This window comes from Niveispirillum fermenti, assembly GCF_048066175.1.
Lineage (GTDB): Bacteria > Pseudomonadota > Alphaproteobacteria > Azospirillales > Azospirillaceae > Niveispirillum > Niveispirillum fermenti.
Window position 1 is genome coordinate 127,482 of the sequence record NZ_JBLTXA010000006.1, and the last position, 18,871, is coordinate 146,352.

Sequence of the window (18,871 nt, forward strand, 5' to 3'; positions counted from 1 at the left end):
GCGGCTAAGGAAAGGTTGGCATGATCATCATCAATGGCAGGGAACAGGTGCCCGACGATTACGCCCTGACCGCGGTCATGGCCGCGGACGGCATCGATCCGGCGGCGCGCGGCATCGCCGTCGCCGTCAACGACATGGTGGTGCCGCGCGGCCGCTGGGCCGATACGAACCTGTCCCCCGGCGACCGGGTGGAAATCGTCAAGGTGCTGCAGGGTGGTTGAGATGGCTATCACCGATCCGCTGAAGATTGCGGGCAAGAATTTCGCGTCGCGCCTGTTCCTGGGCTCTGCCGGCTATCCAAACCAGCAGGTTTTCCTGGACAGCCTGGCGGCGTCCGGTGCGGAAATCCTGACCGTGTCGGTGCGCCGCGCCGACCTGACGGGCTATGGCGAGGGGCTTTTGGACCTGGTGGCCGGCAAGGTGTGGCTGCTGCCCAACACGGCCGGCTGTTCCACCGTGAAGGATGCCGTGCTGACCGCGCAACTGGCGCGCGAGGCGATGGACACCAGTTGGATCAAGCTGGAACTGATCGGCGACCGGGAAACGCTCTATCCCGACGTGGAACAGTTGCTGCGCGCCGCGGACGAGCTGGTGCGCGACGGATTCACCGTCCTGCCCTATTGCACCGACGATCCCATCGTCTGCCGGCGGCTGGCCGATGTCGGCTGTGCCGCCGTCATGCCGCTGGGCGCCCCCATCGGCACGGGGCTTGGCATCCTCAACCCCTACAATATCGAGACGATCTGCCGGAACAGCATCGTGCCCGTGGTCCTGGACGCGGGCATCGGCACGGCCAGCGACGCGGCACTGGCCATGGAGCTGGGTTGCGATGCCGTACTGCTGAACACGGCCGTGTCGAAAAGCATCGACCCCGTGAAGATGGCTGCCGCCATGCGGGCCGGGGTGGAAGGCGGGCGGCTGGCACGCCTGGCCGGCCGTATCCCCAAGCGGCTGCGGGCGGAGGCATCCAGCCCGGAACTGGGGCTGATCGGCACCTGATGGGAACGAACCGGCGGGATACCGGATCCCGCTGGTCGAGGGCGCGGCCCGTGCCCCCCCTACCGCCATAAACCTGTGTCCACGGGACGGCGGGCATAGGCCCCCACCCCCGCAAACACGAAATCCCCGGCACGAAAGATCAAAAGCCGCCCGCGGACAATCCGGGGGCGGCGTTCAATCCCGTTACCGGGGCCGTACTGGCGCCTGTCCGATGGACAGGGAGGGGGGAGGGCTTAGTAGCCCTCGCGCTCCAGACGCTTGCGCAGCAGCTTGCGGGCGCGGCGGATGGCCTCGGCCTTCTCGCGGGCGCGCTTCTCGGACGGCTTCTCGTAATTGCGGCGCAGCTTCATTTCGCGGAAGATGCCCTCACGCTGCATCTTCTTCTTCAGCGCGCGCAGGGCCTGATCGACGTTGTTATCACGAACCAGAACTTGCACGGGACATCCACTCCAATGGTGCGCTGACCGGGCGAACCGGCGCCACGCGATAAGGGTTGAGAACAAAGAAACGGCAACGCGAGACCCTTGCAGGTCGCGCCATCGCCCGATCCAGTCGCCGGGGTTATACACAGGTGCGGGGGGCTTGTGAAGGCCCGCATCATCATCAACCGCCGATTCATGCGGAATGGCGGGCATGCGGGCCGCTATGGACGGGTTTTCCTTGCCTTGCATCGCCGGGGCCGGGGTCGCAGAATGCCGTACCACCCCGAATCGTCCCTTCACATCCGCGCAGGAGGTGCCCGTCATGGCCGTTCTTCCCATCGTCCGCATGGGCAATCCCGTGCTGCGCCGGGTTGCCGACCCGCTACCTGTCCCGGCGGCGGGCGGTTTCGGGGATGATATCCGGCAGTTGGCGGATGATATGGTGGAGACGATGTTAGACGCGCCGGGCATCGGGCTGGCCGCACCGCAGGTCGATGTCGCCCGCCGCATCATCGTTTTCCGCGTGCCGCCGGAACGGGCCACCGATACGGCCGGCGACCGGCCCATGGGGCCGCAAGTCCTGGTCAATCCGGTCTTCGTTCCCCTATCGGCGGAGCGGGTACCGGGCTGGGAAGGGTGCCTGTCCATTCCGGGCCTGCGCGGCGTCGTGCCGCGCTATCGGCATATCCGCTACCGGGGCTATGATCTGGACGGCAATCTGGTGGAACGCGAGGCCGCGGGCACCCATGCCCGGGTGATCCAGCATGAGCTGGACCATCTGGACGCCGTCCTCTATCTGGACCGCATGGAATCCCTGGCCACGCTGACCTATATGGAAGAACAGAGGTTCTTCGGGCCGGACGTGCTGGCGGCGGCACGCTGACAGCCCATGGAACCGGCCGCTCTATTGAGGAACGATGCCATGACCGATGCCTGCGAAACATCCCTGCCGGACCCGGCCGCCGATACCGCCACGGCCGGAATGACGGATGCCGTCACAGCCGGCACGGCTGGCGCCGAGGGCAGCGGCGGGCCGGCGCCCGGGGAAAGCGATGCCTTCGCCGATGCCCAGGCGGCCCTGGCCGCGCGGCGGGATGGCATCCTGCTGGCCATGCTGCCCGACGTGGCCTTCGACGGCTGGAACCGCACCGTCATGCGCCGCGGCGCGGAAAGCGCCGGTTTCCACCCGCAGGAGGCCGACGCCGCCTTTCCCGGCGGCCCCGTCGAGGCGGCCTGCTGGCTGAGCGACTGGGCCGACCGGCAGATGCATGCTGCCCTGGCCCGCACCGACCTGACGGCCCTGAAGCTGCGCGAACGGGTGGCCCTGGCCGTGCGCAGCCGGCTGGAGGCGCTGGCCCCCTATCGGGAGGCCGTGCGCCGGTCCAGCAGCCTGCTGGCCATGCCGCTGAACGCGGCGCGCGGGCCACAGCTTCTGTACGCCACGGTCGATGCCGTCTGGCGTGGCATCGGGGATGCATCGACCGACTATAATTTCTATACCAAGCGCCTGTTGCTGTCCGGCGTCGTGGCGGCCACCACCCTTTACTGGCTGGACGACCAGTCGGAAGGGATGGCCGACACCTGGTCCTTCCTGGATCGCCGCATCAGCGATGTCCTGGCCTTGGGCAAGGGCATCGGCCGCATGACGGGCGGGGCGGACAGGGCGGCCACGATCCTTCAGCATGTCCCCTCGCGGGCCCGTTTCATGCGCCGCCTGCGCGAGGCGGCGGCCGGGGCCGGCTGACGACGGGGCCAATTGACGGAACCGGGATCAGGCGGCCGCGACGATGGGCCGGGCCGCTTCGATCTGGCTGTTCAGCAGATCGCGCATGGCGCGCCCGTGGTCGGTCAACTGGACCACACGCAGGCGCGCATCCTGGGTCCAGGGCCGGCGTTCGACCAGCGGACCCGGTGCGCCCTCCCCATTGTCCCAATCGCGTGACAATTCATCGATGGCGCGGCTGATGGCGCACGGCGCCTCCCCCATGAGATAGGCCAGTTCGGCCTGGCTGATGCCCTCATTTTCGCAAATGGTCAGCAAGGTGGTGGCCGTGCGCAGCGACATGCGCGGATTGATCTTCATCAGGGCCTGGGCGATCGACAGCGCCGTGCTGGGATAGCGTTGCATGATGCTTCTCCCTCCCCGGCGTCAGGCAACACTGGCATAGGGCCGCAGGCGGCCCGTGCGCGTGGCCGGCGGCTGCGGTGCCGAACTGCCGTTGGCGGCCGTCCTGGTGCGCAGCTCACGCAGATCCAGGCGGCTGTCGGGATAATGGCGCTGAACCTCTTCCAGCAATTGCATCAGGCGCTTCTGGTGTTCCCCGGCTTCCATGAAGCTGGTGGTCTGGAGTTCGATGGTGATGCATGCCTTGAGGCGGAGTTTTCCGTCCTTCATTTCCTGCTCCTGTTCAAGGCCCCCTTCACCGGCCGACATGGCCGGAACAGCAGGGTGCCCGCAGAGGCCGCAACCATTGCAGCGACGCATCGATCAGGCCATGACGGAAAGCTGATCATTGCATGATCGAACGCCGATCATTTCCGAATGGAAATCAGAGCACCACTCTAATTAATTGATATTTAATAGAAAACTCACATCCCTCAGGAAACCCGTGCCGCCGCCCCGTCAGTCCGCATCATCCGGCGTGATCAGGGCGAGGCCGGCTTCCTGGTCGATGATGCTGGCCATCAGAACGGACCCTTTTGCGCAATCAGCGGAAATCTGGCCCTGCAATTCCGTCCGGTTCAGGATGCCCAGCCGCCGCTCCCAGCCCGTCAGCCGATCGATGGCGATGACCTCGGCACTGAACCGGGTGACGCGGGCGGCATAGATCGTATCGGGGCAGACGGCGAGATTGCGGCGACGGAGCGTGAAGGGCAGGTCCAGCGTCCCGGCATCCGACCCATCCAGCATCCGCCAGTTCAACCGGGTGGTGCCGGTATCCCCCGTCAGCAGCATGGTCCGGTCCTGTGACAGGTCGATGAAGTCGTGACGCATATCCGTCTTCCGGGACAGGCCGCGATCGGGTTCCAGGGACCAGACGGCCCACCCCTCGGTGTCCAGCACGGGCAGGCCGATGCTGCCATCCGGCAGCCAGACGGGGGTGCCCTTCTGGCGGCCATCCTGGGTCAGGCGCGTCGTCTGTCCGCTTGCCGGTTCCACCTGGTAAAGGTCGTGCGACGGGCCGTCTTCCGCCACAAACAGCAACCTGGCGCCATCCGGCGACCAGCGCAGACCGGTCAGGATGGCCGCCCGCAGATCCGTCAGGGGACGGGGCTCCCCGTCCTCCACCGCCAGCCAGACCTGCGGCGGCCCCAGCCGGTCACTGACAAAGGCCATGGCCTTGCCATCCGGGGAAAGCTGGGGCTCGTACTCGTTGGCGGTGGAGCCCAGCAGTACATGCTGGTTGCCCGACGAACCGAATTCCACGATGTCGGAATGGCCGCGATAGGTTTCGACCAGCATGGTTCCGCGGGCCCGGTCCACCGATATCAGGCCCAGCCGGCCGATGGACGGCATGATCTGCTGCCAGCGTCCCGTGCTGATATCCACATGCCACAATCCACGCCGCCGCCGGGAAGCGTTTGTCAGGTAAAATCCCTGGCCATCGGCCGCCCAGCCGAAATGCGAAATGCCAGGGTCGAGCGGCAGTCGCCGCAGCGCGCGCCCCGTCCGGGCGTCGCTAACCATCAGCGCCGCCTGGCCGCCCGACAGGGCCCGGACGAAGGCGAGCCGGCCGCCATCGGGCGAATAGGCCGGCATCCAATCATCCGCGCCTGCGTCTGCCGGAACCGGCACGGGCGACGGCGTGCCGCCATCCAGGGGTATGGAGATCAGGCGTGACCGGCCCGGATCCCCTTCCGTCAGCGCCGTCAGCACCAGTGCCTTGCCATCGGGCCGCCATGCCAGATGCGGCATGTGATCGCCCAGACAGGGGGATACCAGCCTTTCCTTTCCCGCCGGGACACTGATGACGTAAAGCCGGCAGTTCCAGTCGGGACCGACGCGCACAAAGGCCAGCCGGTCGCCGCGCGGCGACCAGACGGGATAACGGTCGCTGTCCTCCGTCTGGGTCAGGATGGTGGCCCGCCCGCCCGGGGCCGCACTGCGCAGCATGAGATCCATGTCGCCGAAGGAATTGCGGTGGGCATAGGCCGCCATCTTTCCATCCGGTGAAAGGGCGGGATAGAGGTTCAATCCCGGTTCCAGCGTCAGGGCATGGATGTCGAAGGCGGGCAATGTCGCAAAGCCACCCTCCTTGCGATGATAGAGCAGCCCCAGCACCGCCAGCGCCACGAGCAGCAACAGCGCCACCAACAGCAGCAGGCGGGTCGCCAAACCCCGCGGCGCAAGGGTCGCGGCTTCCTCTTGCCCGGTCACGGGCCGGGCTGGCGGCACGGCGGCGGGCGGGGACGCGGGCGTCACCTCCGCCCCCCGCGCATCCTCCCCCGGCTCTGCGGAAATGGCCGGCCCGGAGGCAGATGGCATCACATCGATAACGAGGCTGTAGCCGATCTTCGGTATCGTCTCCACCCGCACGCACGCCGCCCCCACTTCCCGCAGGGCGCGGCGCAATTGGAAGATGGAGCGGTTCAGGCTGTCTTCGGCCACGAAGACACCGCCCCAGCATTGTTCCAGCAGTTCATCGCGCGTGACGGAACGCCCCTGGTGGCGGGCAAGCAAAAGCAGCACCTGCATCACACGGGGCTGCAGGCGGCACTGACGGGCGGCAATGGCGATACGGTTCAATGACGGAGAAATCGTGACATCGCCGATGGTCACGTCCTGGCCGCGGCCAGGTTCCGTGTCCGGCCGATTCATTTCCATTTCCCCTGCAACATGCGCTGCCCGTCGTCATATCCTTCGCCCGCCGGCCCTTCACGGCCGGTCGAAACGCCAAATCTACCTGAAATGATGACCGTGCAGCCAGCGATTTGCAGAACGCGGGGGTTGTATTTCCATCATTTCACGCCAAAAACCCTCGGAGACCTCCAATAAATCACTTAATAATTTTATTATAATGCCAACAATCTCCTTATAGGCGGGAGAAAGTCAGAGGAGCTGGCCCCGCCCGCTTCCTGCGCACGGCCTGGACCGCGTTGCGTGAGATTTTCGGGTCCTTATACCGCTCGTGCGGCGTCGCCAAGCCAACCAATGTTGGCGCCGGCGATCGATGGCGGTGATCAGAACCAATTGGTTCTGATCACCGCAAAATAGTATTAGCTGTCCGCCAACGCCCTTTGCACTTACAGCTCACTTGACAAGGCTGTTAGCGTCGCCAACGTGGCGACGCTAAACCCTTGATAAATTGGTGGGCCCGGAGGGACTTGAACCCCCAACCAGACCGTTATGAGCGGCCGGCTCTAACCATTGAGCTACAGGCCCGCAGAAGGCGGAGCCGCACAATGCCCCAAAGGGCTGCTTCCTGGCAATACGGGATTTATGGGCTGGCTTTTCCCTTACGGGCGGCGGGGGCTCCCGCAATGTCAGACCATGGCCGGGTCGCCATTGCGGTTGGCGACGGGGGGCGGAGCGGGGAAGATGGAGATGATGGCATAGCCCTGTTCGGCACCGTACCGCTTCTCGACCTTGGCGCGCGCCGCATGCTCGTCGGGCGCCCACACCCGGAAGCGGCGATGACCCTGCCAGGTCGGGCCGTTGCGGGTGCTGGCACCGACGATGGGGGCCTCCACGGTGACATGCCAGCCGCTGTCGGCCGCCCCGCGCCGTTCATCCAGCACGAAGGTGCGGTTGGCGGGATGGGCCAGCCGTTCCAGTTCGCCATCCACCTGCCCGATTTCTTCCAGCAGCAGGTCGGCGGTGCGCTGCTGGTTGCGCACCTCCCGGCCCAGGGTCAGGCTTTCCCGGCCGGCCGTGCGCAGGCGTTCAACCTGCTGCTGCTTCTTGGTCACCAGGGTGCTGACACGGCGGCGGGTGTTGCGCACGCGGCGCATGGCCTGTTCCAGGGCAAGCGCAAAGGCCGTGGCGACGATCAGCACCACCAGCAGGATCGGCCCGGTCATCGTCCGTCAGCCCGCCGCCGCTTCGGCAGCGGCCGGCGGGGCCGAGGTGCTTTCCAGCGTGATGTTCAGCAGGCTGTAGCCCAGCGGCATGGGGAACAGCCGCTGGGCCTCGCGCTTGGCATCGCCCAGGTTGTCGGCCCAGATCTCCACCACCTGCGGGTTGGCCCATTCCATGTCGAGCATCGGGTGGCGCTTGCGGTCGGTCAGGGCCTGCTGCACCTGGCGGTTGACCATCCAGGCGCGGAACTTGGCCAGTGTCTGGCCTTCCGGGCCGATGATGCGCACGGGCGAGTTGGCTTCCCGCCTGGCATCCACCAGGGCCTTTTCCTGCAGAAAGCGGCGGCGGCGCAGGTCCGTCAGTTCGGCCTGCAACTGCGTCACCCGTGCCTTGCGGTCGCTGCGGCGCAGGTCGAACTTTGCCTCCAGCAGGGAACGGCGGGGCAATATCTCCTCGATCCGTTTCAGGTCGAGGCCGGACTGGAGCGAGCTTTCGACATAGCGCCCCATGAGATAGGTGAAGAGATAGGCGCCAAGGCCCATCACCATCCCCATCATGAAGGCCTGTGTCCAATCCATCGCGCCGCCACCCCGCTTACCTGATCCCCCGGCAATCCGGGCAGCCACCGGAATTGCAACCCTTGGGACCAAAACCTGTGACCGAACATTTGATAGCATTTAAGATAAACCTTTGCGGCCGATAAGGAAACCCGGCTTGAAGTACCACCTAAGCCCAGGCGGGCCGGTGATTTTCCGGGGTCGCCCTACCGCTTTTGGTGGTACACCCCGCCATCGGGGCAGGCATGAGCCCAGGGCACGCCAGCGGCCTGCCGGTCCCCTTGCGGGGGCGGCTGGTGCTGGCTAGGGTACGCGCCTTGTTTTGCAGCCGCTTTCCGGGTCGAGGTATCAGGTGTCCTATATCAGCACGCGCGGCCAGGCGCCCGCCCTGGCGTTCGACGATGTTCTGCTGGCCGGCCTTGCCCGGGATGGCGGCCTTTACGTCCCCGCCGCCTGGCCCCGGCTGACCCCCGATGACCTGCGGCGGTTCCGTGGCCTTTCCTATGCCGAGCTGGCGGTTGAGGTCATGCTGCCGTTCCTGGGTGGCACCATCGGCCGCGATGATTTCGCCCGGCTGGTCACCGATGCCTATGGCAGCTTCGCCCATCAGGCCGTGGTGCCGCTGGTCCAGCTTGATGCCCGCACCTGGATGATGGAGCTGTTCCACGGCCCCACGCTGGCCTTCAAGGATGTGGCGCTGCAACTGCTGGGCCGGCTGTTCGACCATGTGCTGGCCGCCAGGGACAGCCGTGTCACCATCGTGGGGGCCACCAGCGGCGACACGGGCTCCGCCGCGATCGAGGCCTGCCGCGACCGCGACCGCGTGGATATCGTCATCCTGCATCCCAGGGGCCGCACGTCGGAGGTGCAGCGCCGGCAGATGACCAGCGTGCTGTCATCCAACGTCCACAATGTCGCCCTGGAAGGCACGTTCGACGATTGCCAGGACGCCGTGAAGGCCATGTTCAACGACGCGGCCTATCGCGATGCGCTGAACCTGTCGGCCGTGAATTCCATCAACTGGGCCCGCATCATGGCCCAGATCGTCTATTATGTGGCGGCGGCCGTGGCCTTGGGCGCCCCCGACCGGGAGGTGGCCTTCGCCGTGCCGACCGGCAATTTCGGCAATGTCTATGCCGCCTATGCGGCGCGCCAGATGGGTGTGCCCGTGGCGAAGCTGATCGTCGGCACGAACGAGAACGATATCCTGGCCCGGTTCTTCGCGTCCGGCGAGATGAAGGCCGACGGCGTGGTGCCGACCCTGTCGCCCTCCATGGACATCCAGGTCTCTTCGAATTTCGAGCGGCTGCTGTTCGACCTGATGGACCGTGACGGTGCGGCGGTGGCCACCTGCATGGCCGGTTTCCGGGAAACGGGACGGTTCGAGGTCAGCCAGGGCCAGTTGGCACGGGTGCGCGACCTGTTCGCCGGCCATCGCTGCGATACGGCCGGCACGCTGGCGGTCATGCAGGATGCCTATGCGCGGTCGGGCTATCTGGTCGACCCGCACAGCGCGGTGGGCGTGGCCGCGGCGCATGCCGCCGGCCTGGACCCGTCGGTGCCCGTCATCGTCATGGGCACGGCACACCCGGCCAAGTTCCCCGACGCGGTGGAAAAGGCGACGGGCCTGCGCCCCCCCCTGCCCCGGCATCTGGCCGATCTTTATGATCGACCCGAACGCATGGATATCCTTGCCAACGATATCCAGATATTGAAGGAGTATGTGCGTGCCCGCTCCCGCGTGGCGCGTATCAACGCCTGAACGGAACAGAGAAGACTTTGTCGAGCACCAGCGCCTTCCCCGCCGCCCCCGGCACCCGTGTCACCACCCTTCCCAACGGGCTGCGCGTCGCCACCGACGCCATGCCCCATGTCGAGACCGTGACGGTCGGCGTCTGGATCGGCGTCGGCAGCCGGCATGAGCCGCTGGCCGCCAACGGCGTGGCGCATCTGGTGGAACATATGCTGTTCAAGGGCACGCCGACGCGCGACGCCTTCGCCATTTCGGCGGAGATCGAGAATGTCGGCGGCCATCTGAACGCCTATACCAGCCGCGAGCAGACCTGCTACTACGCCAAGGTCCTGAAGGAGGATCTGGGCCTGGCGCTGTCGATCCTGTCGGACATGGTGCAGCATCCCCTGTTCGACGAGGGCGAACTGGAAAAGGAGCGCCAGGTCATCTTGCAGGAGATCGGCCAGGCGGAAGACACGCCCGACGACATCGTCTATGACCATTTCCTGGCCACGGCCTTTCCACGGCAGCGGCTGGGACGCCCCGTGCTGGGCACGGCCGACGTGGTGGAAAGCCTGCCCCGTGCCGCCATGGTCGATTACGTGGCCGGCCGCTACGTCCCCGCCAATATCGTCGTGGCCGCGGCCGGCAATCTCCGGCACGAGGATCTGGTGGAACAGGTGGCCCGCCTGTTCACCGACCTGCCCGATGGCAGCAGCCCCGTGGCGGAGACCGGCCTTTATCAGGGCGGGGAGTTCCGGGAGGAGCGGGACCTGGAGCAGGTGCATGTCCTGCTGGGCTTCGACGGCGTGTCGAACAACAGCGCCGACCTGCACACCGTCATGCTGCTGTCCACCCTGCTGGGCGGGGGCATGTCGTCCCGGCTGTTTCAGGAAGTGCGGGAGAAGCGCGGGCTGGTCTATTCCGTCCACAGCTTCAACTGGTCGATGAGCGACAGCGGCGTCTTCGGCATCTATGCCGGCACCGGCCCCGACCGCACGGCCGAACTGGTGCCCGTCATCTGCGACGAGGTGCGCAGGCTGGCCCGCACCCTGACGGCCGAGGAACTGGCCCGCGCCCGGGCACAGTTGAAGGCCAGCCAGTTGATGGGCCTGGAAAGCACGACGAACCGGGCCGAACAGCTTGGCTCCCAGCTTCTGGTCTATGGCCGGGCCATCCCGCCGGCCGAAACGGTGGCCCGGCTGGAAGCCGTCGACCTGGACGCCGTGGCGGCCTGCGCCGACCGCATCTTCGCCAGCAAGCCGACCCTGGCGGCCCTGGGGCCGCTGGAAGGGCTGGAAAGCCTGGAGCAGGTGACGGGCCGGCTGGCAGCCTGATATCCATCGGGGCCGGGGCTGGAACAACGGGACAAGAGGGGGAGGGGCAGCACAGAATGATCCGCTTGATCCCCGACGGGCTGTTGAGCCCCCCGCCCCTGCGCGTCGACGGCGCATCCGTCTTCATCCGCCCCGGCCAGCCGCGCGACTGGAAGCAATGGGCCGACCTGCGCGAAGCCAGCCGCGAATTCCTGGTCCCGTGGGAGCCGACCTGGCCCCCCGACGCCCTGACCAGAGAGGCGTTCGCCCGCCGTCTGCGCCGTCAGGCCGGGGAATGGCGGGAAGACGAGGCCTATAGTTTCCTGACCTTTGAGCAGGGCAGCGAGCAGGTGGTGGGCGGCATCGGCCTGACCAATGTCCGGCGCGGCGTCGCCCAGATGGCCAGCATGGGCTATTGGGTGGGGCGTCCCTTCGCCCGGCGTGGTTTCACGTCGGAAGCGGTGCGCCTGCTGCTGTCCTTCGCCTTCGGCCAGTTGGGTCTGCACCGGGTGGAGGCCGCCTGCCTGCCCACCAACCAGCCCAGCAGCGGCGTGCTGGAAAAGGTGGGCTTCACGCGCGAGGGCTATGCCCGCGCCTATCTGCGCATCAATGACAAATGGGCCGACCATGTGCTGTATGCCATCCTGCGGGATGACTGGGCGGCCGGGCGCGGGCAATAGGGCGTCATATACCCAAATACCCAGAGAATCCCCGAAATCTCTTGTTTAAACCTCTGAAAATAAAGGAAAACATGAGGTCGCTACCGGAATTTTCTGAGGGGAGCGGTATACCAAGTCCCGGTGATCGCAACCGATCACCGGGATCAGGCATCAGACAAAGCAGGCGCCCGCATCATACCGTTCATACCGTCAGCATGAATAGATTGACCTTGGGTCAATCATTTTGACCGCCAGCATCAGTCGCGGTACTTGCGCCCCGCCTTCGCATGGTCCTTCGCCCGGAAGGTGACGGCCGTGAATTCCGGCGGCTTGCGGGCGACCCAGGCGATGAAGGAGGCGATGTCGGGATGGGCCCGCAGCGCTTCCAGCGTGGTGTAGCCGCGGGCCAGTTCCTTTTCCGACAGTTCGGCATGGATCTTCCGGTGACAGACACGGTGCAGGGGCACCGTCTCCCGGCCGCCCTGGCTGCGCGGAACGAGATGATGTTCCTCCACGCTGGGCCCCGCGACCATCGGCCGGCCACACAGGCCGCAGGCACCCAGCATCCTGCCGGCCGCAGGGCGGGCCGGCAGGCAGGCATCAGGCGGCAGGGGCTTCAGCCGGTCCATCGATATCCCTGGCAATGGGTCACCCCGGCGATGCCGGATGATGGCCATTGGCCGTCATCCGGCATCGCACGGCATCAGATGCGCTCACCATTGCGCACACGGGCCAGACGGTCATTGACGGCGTGCCAGTTCACCAGGTTCCACCAGGCCGTCAGATAGTCGGCGCGGCGGTTCTGGTATTTCAGATAATAGGCATGTTCCCAGACGTCATTGCCCATTACCACGCCCTGGCCTTGCATCAGGGGCGTGTCCTGGTTGGGCTGCGCCTTGATGGCCAGCTTGCCGTCGGCCCCCACCGTCACGAACACCCAGCCGGACCCGAACTGTTTGGCGCCGGCATCGTTGAAGGCCTTCTTGAAGGCGTCGAAGCCGCCAAAACTGTCATCAATGGCTGTGGCGATATCGCCCTCGGGCGCACCACCGGCATTGGGCGCCATGATCGACCAGAACATGGCGTGGTTGGCATGGCCGCCGCCATTATTGCGCACGGCATTGCGAATGGCTTCGGGCAGGCGGGGCAATTCGGCCAACAGTTCGGCCAGGGTCAGGCGCTGCAACTGCCCATGGTCGGCCAGGGCATTGTTCAGGTTGGTGACATAGGCCTGATGATGCTTGCCATGGTGCAATTCCATGGTCTGCGCATCGATATGCGGTTCCAGCGCCGCGGTGGCATAGGGCAGGGATGGCAAGGTATAGGGCGCCTGCGTCGTCGCCTGGGCGGCCGCCGGGCGCAGATGGAACCCGCCCGCAGCGGCAATGGCGGCCCCGGCAGCGCCGGCCGCCAGGAAAAGCCGGCGGTCCAGTGCGTGGGCCTGGGCCTGCGTGGCGCCCTTGCGGACATTTGCATGCATGGTCATTTGTGCATTTCCTTTCAATCCAGCTTCTTGCCGATGGCGCCGGGGGAATGCCATCGCCTATAAAACGTCAACAGCCAGCCACTGCCATCGGTTCATATTGTCATTCCCATGTCCCGTGTCATCCTTCTGAACAAACCTTTCGATGTGCTGTGCCAGTTCACGGACGAAGGTACGGGCGCCCGTACCCTGGCCGAATGCGTGGACGTGCCCGGCGTCTATCCGGCCGGGCGGCTGGACCGCGACAGCGAGGGGCTGGTGGTTCTGACCGATGATGGCGGCCTGATCGCCCGCATCAGCCAGCCGCGGCACAAATGGCCCAAGACCTATTGCGTGCAGGTGGAAGGCGAACCGACGGCGCAAGTCCTGGACGCGCTGCGCCACGGCATCACGCTGAAGGACGGCCCGACCCTACCGGCCACCGTGCGGCCCATCGCCGAGCCTTCGTGGCTGTGGCCCCGCACGCCGCCGGTCCGCTTCCGGAAATCCATACCGACAAGCTGGCTGGAGATCGTGCTGCGCGAAGGCCGCAACCGCCAGGTGCGCCGCATGACGGCAGCCGTCGGGTTCCCCACGCTGCGCCTTGTCCGCCATGCCGTGGGGGACTGGACCCTGGATGGTCTGGCCCCCGGGCAATGGCGTGAAACCGTGTTTCCCAAAGGGCGCTGACAGGCTTTCACACGCCGCTTTATCCCTGTATGCTGATCTGGAGATTTCCCTTCGATCCCCATGAACATCAGCACCGGTCAGTGAATGTGAAGCAGAACCCCGTTGTTTCCAATTCGGCAACACCCCTTTATCAAAAAGTGAAGGAGCATGTGGCATCCCTGATCGGCAGCGGCGCTCTGTCCCCCGGCGACCGTGTGCCGTCCGAACATGAACTGGTGGCGCGGTTCCAGGTATCCAGGATGACGGCCAATCGCGCACTGCGGGAACTGACGGCCGAGGGCTGGGTGATCCGTGTGCCGGGCCTTGGCAGCTTCGTCGCTCCGGCCCGGCAAACGGCGACCATGCTGGAAATCCCCGACATGGTCGAAACGGCGCTGGGCCGCGGAGCCCGGCACCGGGTGGAGACCATCACCAGCGCGACGAAGCCGGCTTCGTCCGCCATCGCCCTGGCATTTGGCATGCGGGCGGGCATCAGCCTGTTCCACGGCCGCTGGCGGCACTTGGCCGACCGGCTTCCCCTGCAGGTGGAGGACCGCTGGACATTGCCGCATCTGGCCCCGGACCGGCCGGCCCCCGGCACGCCGGAACCCGTGGCCCCTTATGAGCAGATGGATCACAGCCTGCGCGCCGCCCTGCCCCCGCCCGACATTGCCGGCCTGCTGGCCCTGCCACCGCAAAGCCCCTGCCTGCATCTGACCCGCCGGACCCGGCTGGGCGGCCAGGTGTCCACGGTGGCGGAATTCTGGATGCCCGGCGACCAGATCATCCTGACAGGCATTTCCCGCCCGAAGGCATGATGACACGCTGCATTGCCGGTTCCGTCCCCCGCCCCCCGGCGACCATCGCCGGCCGGTGGGCCGGACCGCTTGCGCAACCTGCCGCCTTGCCCCATATCCAGGATCGGCTTCAGGCCAGACTAGATGACGACAAGCAAAATGGTGAGAGAGATGAGCGAGGAACGGCTCAGTTTCCAGGCCGAGGTCAGCCGCCTGCTGGATATCGTGGCGCACAGCCTCTACTCGGAGAAGGAAGTCTTCCTGCGGGAACTGATCTCCAACGCATCGGATGCCTGCGACCGGCTGCGCTATGCCGCGCTGACCGACGGTTCGCTGCTGGGCGATGATCCGGATTTCAAGATCCGCCTGGTCGCCGACAAGGAAGCCGGGACGCTGACCTTGAGCGACAACGGCATCGGCATGAGCCGCGACGATCTGGTGGAGAATCTGGGGACCATCGCGCGGTCGGGGACCTCGGCCTTCGTGAAGAACCTGTCGGGCGATGCCAAGAAGGATGTCAGCCTGATCGGCCAGTTCGGCGTCGGCTTCTATTCCGCCTTCATGGTCGCGGAAAAGGTCGAGGTGTTCAGCCGCAAGGCCGGGGAGGCCCAGGGCTGGCGCTGGGTCAGCGACGGCCAGGGCAGCTTCACGGTGGCGGAGGCGCAGGAGGCGCCGGCCCGCGGCACCCGCATCGTCATGCACATGCGCGAGGCGGAAAAGGAGTTCCTGGAGGAACACCGGCTGCGCCAGGTCATCAAGACCTATTCCGACCATATCGCCGTGCCCATCCTGCTGGGCGCCGATGCCACCGACAGCGTGAATGCGGCCAACGCGCTGTGGACGCGGCCGCGGTCGGAGATCACGGCGGAGCAGTACAAGGAATTCTACCACCATGTCGGCCACGGCTTCGACGAGCCCTGGCTGACCCTGCACTGGCGGGCCGAGGGCGTCATCGAATATACGGGCCTGCTGTTCGTGCCGCAGCAGCGGCCGTTCGACCTGTTCGATCCGCGCCGTGCCCATCATGTGAAGCTTTATGTGCGCCGTATCTTCATCACGGATGAGGCGGAAGGGCTGGTCCCGCCCTATCTGCGCTTCCTGAAGGGTGTGGTCGACAGCGAAGACCTGCCGCTGAATGTCAGCCGGGAGATGCTGCAGAACAACCCGGTGCTGGCCAAGCTGAAGGCCGGGATCGTGAAGCGCGTGCTGGGCGACCTGAACAAGAAGGCCGCCGATCCCGAGCAGGCGGCCGATTACGCCCGTTTCTGGGACGCTTTCGGCGCCGTGCTGAAAGAGGGGCTTTACGAGGATTACGCCCATCGCGACGATCTGCTGAAGCTTCTGCGCTTCCGCACCACGGAGAGCAAGGGCGAGCTGGTCAGCCTCGCCACCTACATTTCCCGCATGAAGGAAGGCCAGGACGCCATCTATTACATCACGGGCGATGAGAAATCGGCCGTGGAGAAAAGCCCGCAGGTGGAGGGCTTCCGCGCCAGGGGCGTGGAGGTGCTGCTGCTGACCGACCCGGTGGACGAGTTCTGGGTGGGGTCGGTGCGCGAGACGGACGGCAAGCCCTTCAAGTCCGTGACGCGCGGCGGGGCCGACCTGTCCAAGATCAAGGGCGAGGATAAGCCGGAAGAAGAGAAGAAGGACAAGGCATCCGATGGCGACCTGTCCTCCCTGACCGCCCTGCTGAAGCTGACCCTGGGCGAGGAGGTGAAGGATGTCCGCCGGTCGGAACGGTTGACCGACAGCGCCGTCTGCCTTGTCGCCGATGATGGCGACATGGATATTCACCTTCAGCGCCTGCTGAAACAGCATGGGCAGTTGGGCGCCGATGACGCCACCAGGCGCGTGCTGGAGGTCAATCCCGGCCACCCGCTGATCCGCCGGCTGGCGGAAAAGGCCGGGCAGGAAGGGGCAGCGGAAGCGCTGGAGGATGCAGCCTGGCTGCTGCTGGACCAGGCCCGGATCCTGGAGGGCGAGCCCCTGCCCGACCCGCTTGCCTTCAGCCGCCGCATGGCCGCCTTCGTGGAACGGGGGCTCTGACGCTCATACCAAGTTGCGGTGAGTTGAACTCATCGCAACTTGGTCCGGCGGCGACTGCCACAGCACCGCTCGTGCGGCGTCGCCCGCGCCAACGAATGTTGGCGCCGGCAATTGAGGGCGGTGACCAGAACCAATAGGTTCTGGTCACCGCAAAATAGTATAAGCAGATTTTCCGAACGCCGCCCACAGATGGGCGGGCTCGGAAAATCTGCAAACCATGGAGTCGGCAGGTTCCTCCAGGCTGGGCCATGTATGGCCCGATCTGGAGTAACCTGCTTAGCGACCGCCGGCGGTCACCCTGCCCGTGGAAACCGCCGGCCGTTCCTTCCCCATCCTTCCCGTCAGGGGCCTGCCAGCGTGGCTTCCTGCTGGCGGGCCCAAAGGGCGGCATAGGCGCCGCCCCGGGCCAGAAGGACTGCGTGGCTGCCGCGTTCCACGATACGGCCGGCATCCATCACGATGATCTCGTCGGCATCCACGACCGTGGACAGGCGGTGGGCGATGACCAGGGTGGTGCGCCCCCGCGCTGCATCGCGCAGGGCCGCCTGGATTTCCCGTTCCGTATGGGTGTCCAGCGCGGATGTCGCCTCGTCCAGGATCAGGATGGGCGGGTTCTTCAGCAAGGTGCGGGCGATGGCCACGCGCTGCTTTTCCCCGCCCGACAGTTTCAGGCCGCGCTCGCCCACCATCGTATCCCAGCCGTCGGGCAGGCCGCGGATGAAGGTGGCGATCTGCGCCGCCTCCGCCACCCGGTCCAGTTCGGCCTGATCGGCGCCGGGCCAGCCATAGGCGATGTTGTAGCGGATCGTGTCATTGAACAGCACGGTGTCCTGGGGGACGATGCCGATGGCCGCGCGCAGGCTTTCCTGCGTCACGGCCCGCACATCCTGCCCGTCGATCAGGATGCGCCCCTGCGTCGTGTCATAGAACCGGTAGAGCAGGCGCGACAGCGTGGATTTTCCGGCCCCCGTCGGTCCCACCACGGCCACGGTATGGCCCGCCGGCACCGTGAAATCCAGCCCCTGCAGGATCGGCCGGCGGGGATCATAGGCAAAGCGCACGCCGTCGAACCGGACCTCGCCGCCCGCACAGACCAGGGGCCTGGCATCCGGCGCGTCCTGCACCTCCTGGTTGACGGACAGAAGCTCGAACATCCGCTCCATCTCGTTCAGCGCCTCCTTGACGCCGCGATAGACGAAGCCGAACACGTTCAGCGGCTGGTAGAGCTGCAGGAGATAGGTGTTCACCAGAACGAAATCACCGATGGTCAGTTGGCCGCTCACAATGCCCTCGGCCGCCATCCACATCACGGTCACCACGCCCACCGCGATGATCACCCCCTGGCCGACATTCAGCAGCGACAGCGAGGACTGGGTGCGCACGGCCGCATTCTCATAGACGCGCAGCGCCGTGTCGTACCGCTCGGCCTCGAACCGCTCATTGCCGAAATATTTCACCGTTTCATAGTTCAGCAGCGTGTCGATGGCCTTGGCGCTGGCGCGGCTGTCGGCATCCAGCATGTCGCGGCGGATGCGGGTGCGCCAGTTGGTGACGGCGATCGTGTACCAGATATAGCCGGCCACCGTGACGAAGGTCACGGCGGCGAAGCGGAAATCGAACAATTTCCACAGGATGCCCGTGACCAGCAGGATTTCCAGCAGGGTGGGCAGCACGTTGAACAGCGCCGTGCCCAGCAGGCTGTCGATGGCCTTTGTCCCGCGCTCCACGATGCGCGACAACCCGCCGGTCTGGCGTTCCAGGTGGAAGCGCAGCGACAGCGCATGCAGGTGCCGGAACACGTTCAGCGCGGCGTGGCGCATGGCCCGCTGGCTGACCCGTTCAAACACCGCATCACGCAGTTCCCCGAAGGCCAGCGACAGGACACGCGCCAGGCCATAGGCCAGGATGAAGCCGACGGGCAGCACGATATAGGGATTGGTGGCCAGGTCCCCCGTGGCCGTCAGCGCGTCGACCGCCCCCTTGTACCAGATGGGGATGCTGACATTGGCGGCCTTGGCCGCGGCCAGGAACAACAGCGCCGTGACGACGCGGATCTTGATGCCCGCCTGTCCGGCGGGCCAGAGATAGGGCAGCAACTGCCGGATCACCTGCCCGTCGGACAGGCGCTGGCGGGCGGGCTGGGCCGGGTCTTGGGTGCCGGAGGGACGGTCGTGGCGGCGCATGCGGATC

General features: G+C 66.1%; 19 protein-coding genes and 1 tRNA gene. 10 read left to right on the forward strand and 10 right to left on the reverse strand.

Annotated features, from left to right (window positions below; translation table 11 throughout):
- Positions 1-20: 20 nt before the first annotated feature.
- Both thiS and thiG read left to right on the forward strand, forming a co-directional pair.
- Complete coding sequence (thiS, locus tag ACM9LZ_RS08375) at positions 21-221, forward strand: sulfur carrier protein ThiS (protein ID WP_416618932.1); 201 nt, start codon at positions 21-23, stop codon at positions 219-221.
- Between the two features lies 1 nt (position 222).
- Positions 223-999, forward strand: coding sequence for a thiazole synthase (thiG, locus tag ACM9LZ_RS08380; RefSeq protein WP_416618933.1), 777 nt, complete (start codon positions 223-225; stop codon positions 997-999).
- Positions 1,000-1,232: 233 nt separating this feature from the next.
- Here the strand turns inward: thiG and rpsU are convergent, their stop codons facing one another.
- A complete protein-coding gene (rpsU, locus tag ACM9LZ_RS08385; RefSeq protein WP_012567245.1) occupies positions 1,233-1,436 on the reverse strand; it encodes a 30S ribosomal protein S21 in 204 nt (67 codons plus the stop codon).
- A gap of 307 nt (positions 1,437-1,743) precedes the next feature.
- Between rpsU and def the strand changes: the two genes are divergently transcribed.
- Together def and ACM9LZ_RS08395 are read left to right on the forward strand one after the other, a co-directional pair.
- A complete protein-coding gene (def, locus tag ACM9LZ_RS08390) occupies positions 1,744-2,304 on the forward strand; it encodes a peptide deformylase (RefSeq protein WP_416618934.1) in 561 nt (186 codons plus the stop codon).
- 39 nt (positions 2,305-2,343) lie between these two features.
- The gene (locus ACM9LZ_RS08395) at positions 2,344-3,165 is read left to right on the forward strand and encodes a COQ9 family protein (protein WP_416618935.1); all 822 of its coding nucleotides are present in this window, start codon (positions 2,344-2,346) and stop codon (positions 3,163-3,165) included.
- 27 nt (positions 3,166-3,192) lie between these two features.
- Here ACM9LZ_RS08395 and ACM9LZ_RS08400 read toward each other — a convergent pair whose 3' ends face one another.
- The 6 genes from ACM9LZ_RS08400 to ACM9LZ_RS08425 all read right to left on the reverse strand — a co-directional run bounded on the left by ACM9LZ_RS08400 (position 3,193) and on the right by ACM9LZ_RS08425 (position 8,018).
- On the reverse strand, positions 3,193-3,549 hold the full coding sequence (locus tag ACM9LZ_RS08400) for a hypothetical protein (RefSeq protein WP_416618936.1): 357 nt from the start codon (positions 3,547-3,549) through the stop codon (positions 3,193-3,195).
- A 21-nt stretch (positions 3,550-3,570) separates the two neighbouring features.
- Positions 3,571-3,816 (reverse strand): hypothetical protein, encoded by a 246-nt coding sequence (locus tag ACM9LZ_RS08405; RefSeq protein WP_416618937.1) that lies wholly within the window; start codon positions 3,814-3,816, stop codon positions 3,571-3,573.
- 228 nt (positions 3,817-4,044) lie between these two features.
- Positions 4,045-6,240 (reverse strand): winged helix-turn-helix domain-containing protein, encoded by a 2,196-nt coding sequence (locus tag ACM9LZ_RS08410; RefSeq protein ID WP_416618938.1) that lies wholly within the window; start codon positions 6,238-6,240, stop codon positions 4,045-4,047.
- 488 nt (positions 6,241-6,728) lie between these two features.
- Positions 6,729-6,804: transfer RNA gene (locus tag ACM9LZ_RS08415), tRNA-Ile, on the reverse strand.
- A 101-nt stretch (positions 6,805-6,905) separates the two neighbouring features.
- The gene (locus ACM9LZ_RS08420; protein WP_416618939.1) at positions 6,906-7,442 is read right to left on the reverse strand and encodes a hypothetical protein; all 537 of its coding nucleotides are present in this window, start codon (positions 7,440-7,442) and stop codon (positions 6,906-6,908) included.
- Positions 7,443-7,448: 6 nt separating this feature from the next.
- Positions 7,449-8,018: a hypothetical protein gene (locus ACM9LZ_RS08425; protein WP_416618940.1), complete on the reverse strand. Its 570-nt coding sequence runs from the start codon at positions 8,016-8,018 to the stop codon at positions 7,449-7,451.
- Positions 8,019-8,349: 331 nt separating this feature from the next.
- Between ACM9LZ_RS08425 and thrC the strand changes: the two genes are divergently transcribed.
- Genes thrC through ACM9LZ_RS08440 form a run of 3 tightly spaced genes read left to right on the forward strand, consistent with a single transcriptional unit; the run spans position 8,350 to position 11,725 of the window.
- A complete protein-coding gene (gene thrC, locus ACM9LZ_RS08430; protein WP_416618941.1) occupies positions 8,350-9,759 on the forward strand; it encodes a threonine synthase in 1,410 nt (469 codons plus the stop codon).
- A 17-nt stretch (positions 9,760-9,776) separates the two neighbouring features.
- Positions 9,777-11,066 (forward strand): M16 family metallopeptidase, encoded by a 1,290-nt coding sequence (locus ACM9LZ_RS08435; protein ID WP_416618942.1) that lies wholly within the window; start codon positions 9,777-9,779, stop codon positions 11,064-11,066.
- A gap of 56 nt (positions 11,067-11,122) precedes the next feature.
- The gene (locus tag ACM9LZ_RS08440) at positions 11,123-11,725 is read left to right on the forward strand and encodes a GNAT family N-acetyltransferase (RefSeq protein ID WP_416618943.1); all 603 of its coding nucleotides are present in this window, start codon (positions 11,123-11,125) and stop codon (positions 11,723-11,725) included.
- Positions 11,726-11,961: 236 nt separating this feature from the next.
- Here the strand turns inward: ACM9LZ_RS08440 and ACM9LZ_RS08445 are convergent, their stop codons facing one another.
- Together ACM9LZ_RS08445 and ACM9LZ_RS08450 are read right to left on the reverse strand one after the other, a co-directional pair.
- Positions 11,962-12,333 (reverse strand): HNH endonuclease signature motif containing protein, encoded by a 372-nt coding sequence (locus ACM9LZ_RS08445; RefSeq protein ID WP_416618944.1) that lies wholly within the window; start codon positions 12,331-12,333, stop codon positions 11,962-11,964.
- 74 nt (positions 12,334-12,407) lie between these two features.
- Positions 12,408-13,190 carry a superoxide dismutase gene (locus ACM9LZ_RS08450; RefSeq protein WP_416618945.1) on the reverse strand — a complete coding sequence of 261 codons (783 nt, stop codon included), beginning with the start codon at positions 13,188-13,190 and terminating at the stop codon, positions 12,408-12,410.
- Between the two features lie 108 nt (positions 13,191-13,298).
- On the opposite strand from ACM9LZ_RS08450, the gene ACM9LZ_RS08455 reads away from it, so the two are divergent.
- The 3 genes from ACM9LZ_RS08455 to htpG all read left to right on the forward strand — a co-directional run bounded on the left by ACM9LZ_RS08455 (position 13,299) and on the right by htpG (position 16,681).
- Complete coding sequence (locus ACM9LZ_RS08455; RefSeq protein ID WP_416618946.1) at positions 13,299-13,856, forward strand: pseudouridine synthase; 558 nt, start codon at positions 13,299-13,301, stop codon at positions 13,854-13,856.
- A gap of 29 nt (positions 13,857-13,885) precedes the next feature.
- Positions 13,886-14,653 carry a GntR family transcriptional regulator gene (locus tag ACM9LZ_RS08460; protein ID WP_416618947.1) on the forward strand — a complete coding sequence of 256 codons (768 nt, stop codon included), beginning with the start codon at positions 13,886-13,888 and terminating at the stop codon, positions 14,651-14,653.
- Between the two features lie 150 nt (positions 14,654-14,803).
- The gene (gene htpG, locus ACM9LZ_RS08465) at positions 14,804-16,681 is read left to right on the forward strand and encodes a molecular chaperone HtpG (protein WP_416619059.1); all 1,878 of its coding nucleotides are present in this window, start codon (positions 14,804-14,806) and stop codon (positions 16,679-16,681) included.
- Between the two features lie 341 nt (positions 16,682-17,022).
- On the opposite strand, the gene ACM9LZ_RS08470 is transcribed toward htpG, so the two are convergent.
- Positions 17,023-18,864 carry an ABCB family ABC transporter ATP-binding protein/permease gene (locus ACM9LZ_RS08470; RefSeq protein ID WP_416618948.1) on the reverse strand — a complete coding sequence of 614 codons (1,842 nt, stop codon included), beginning with the start codon at positions 18,862-18,864 and terminating at the stop codon, positions 17,023-17,025.
- Between the last annotated feature and the right edge of the window lie 7 nt (positions 18,865-18,871).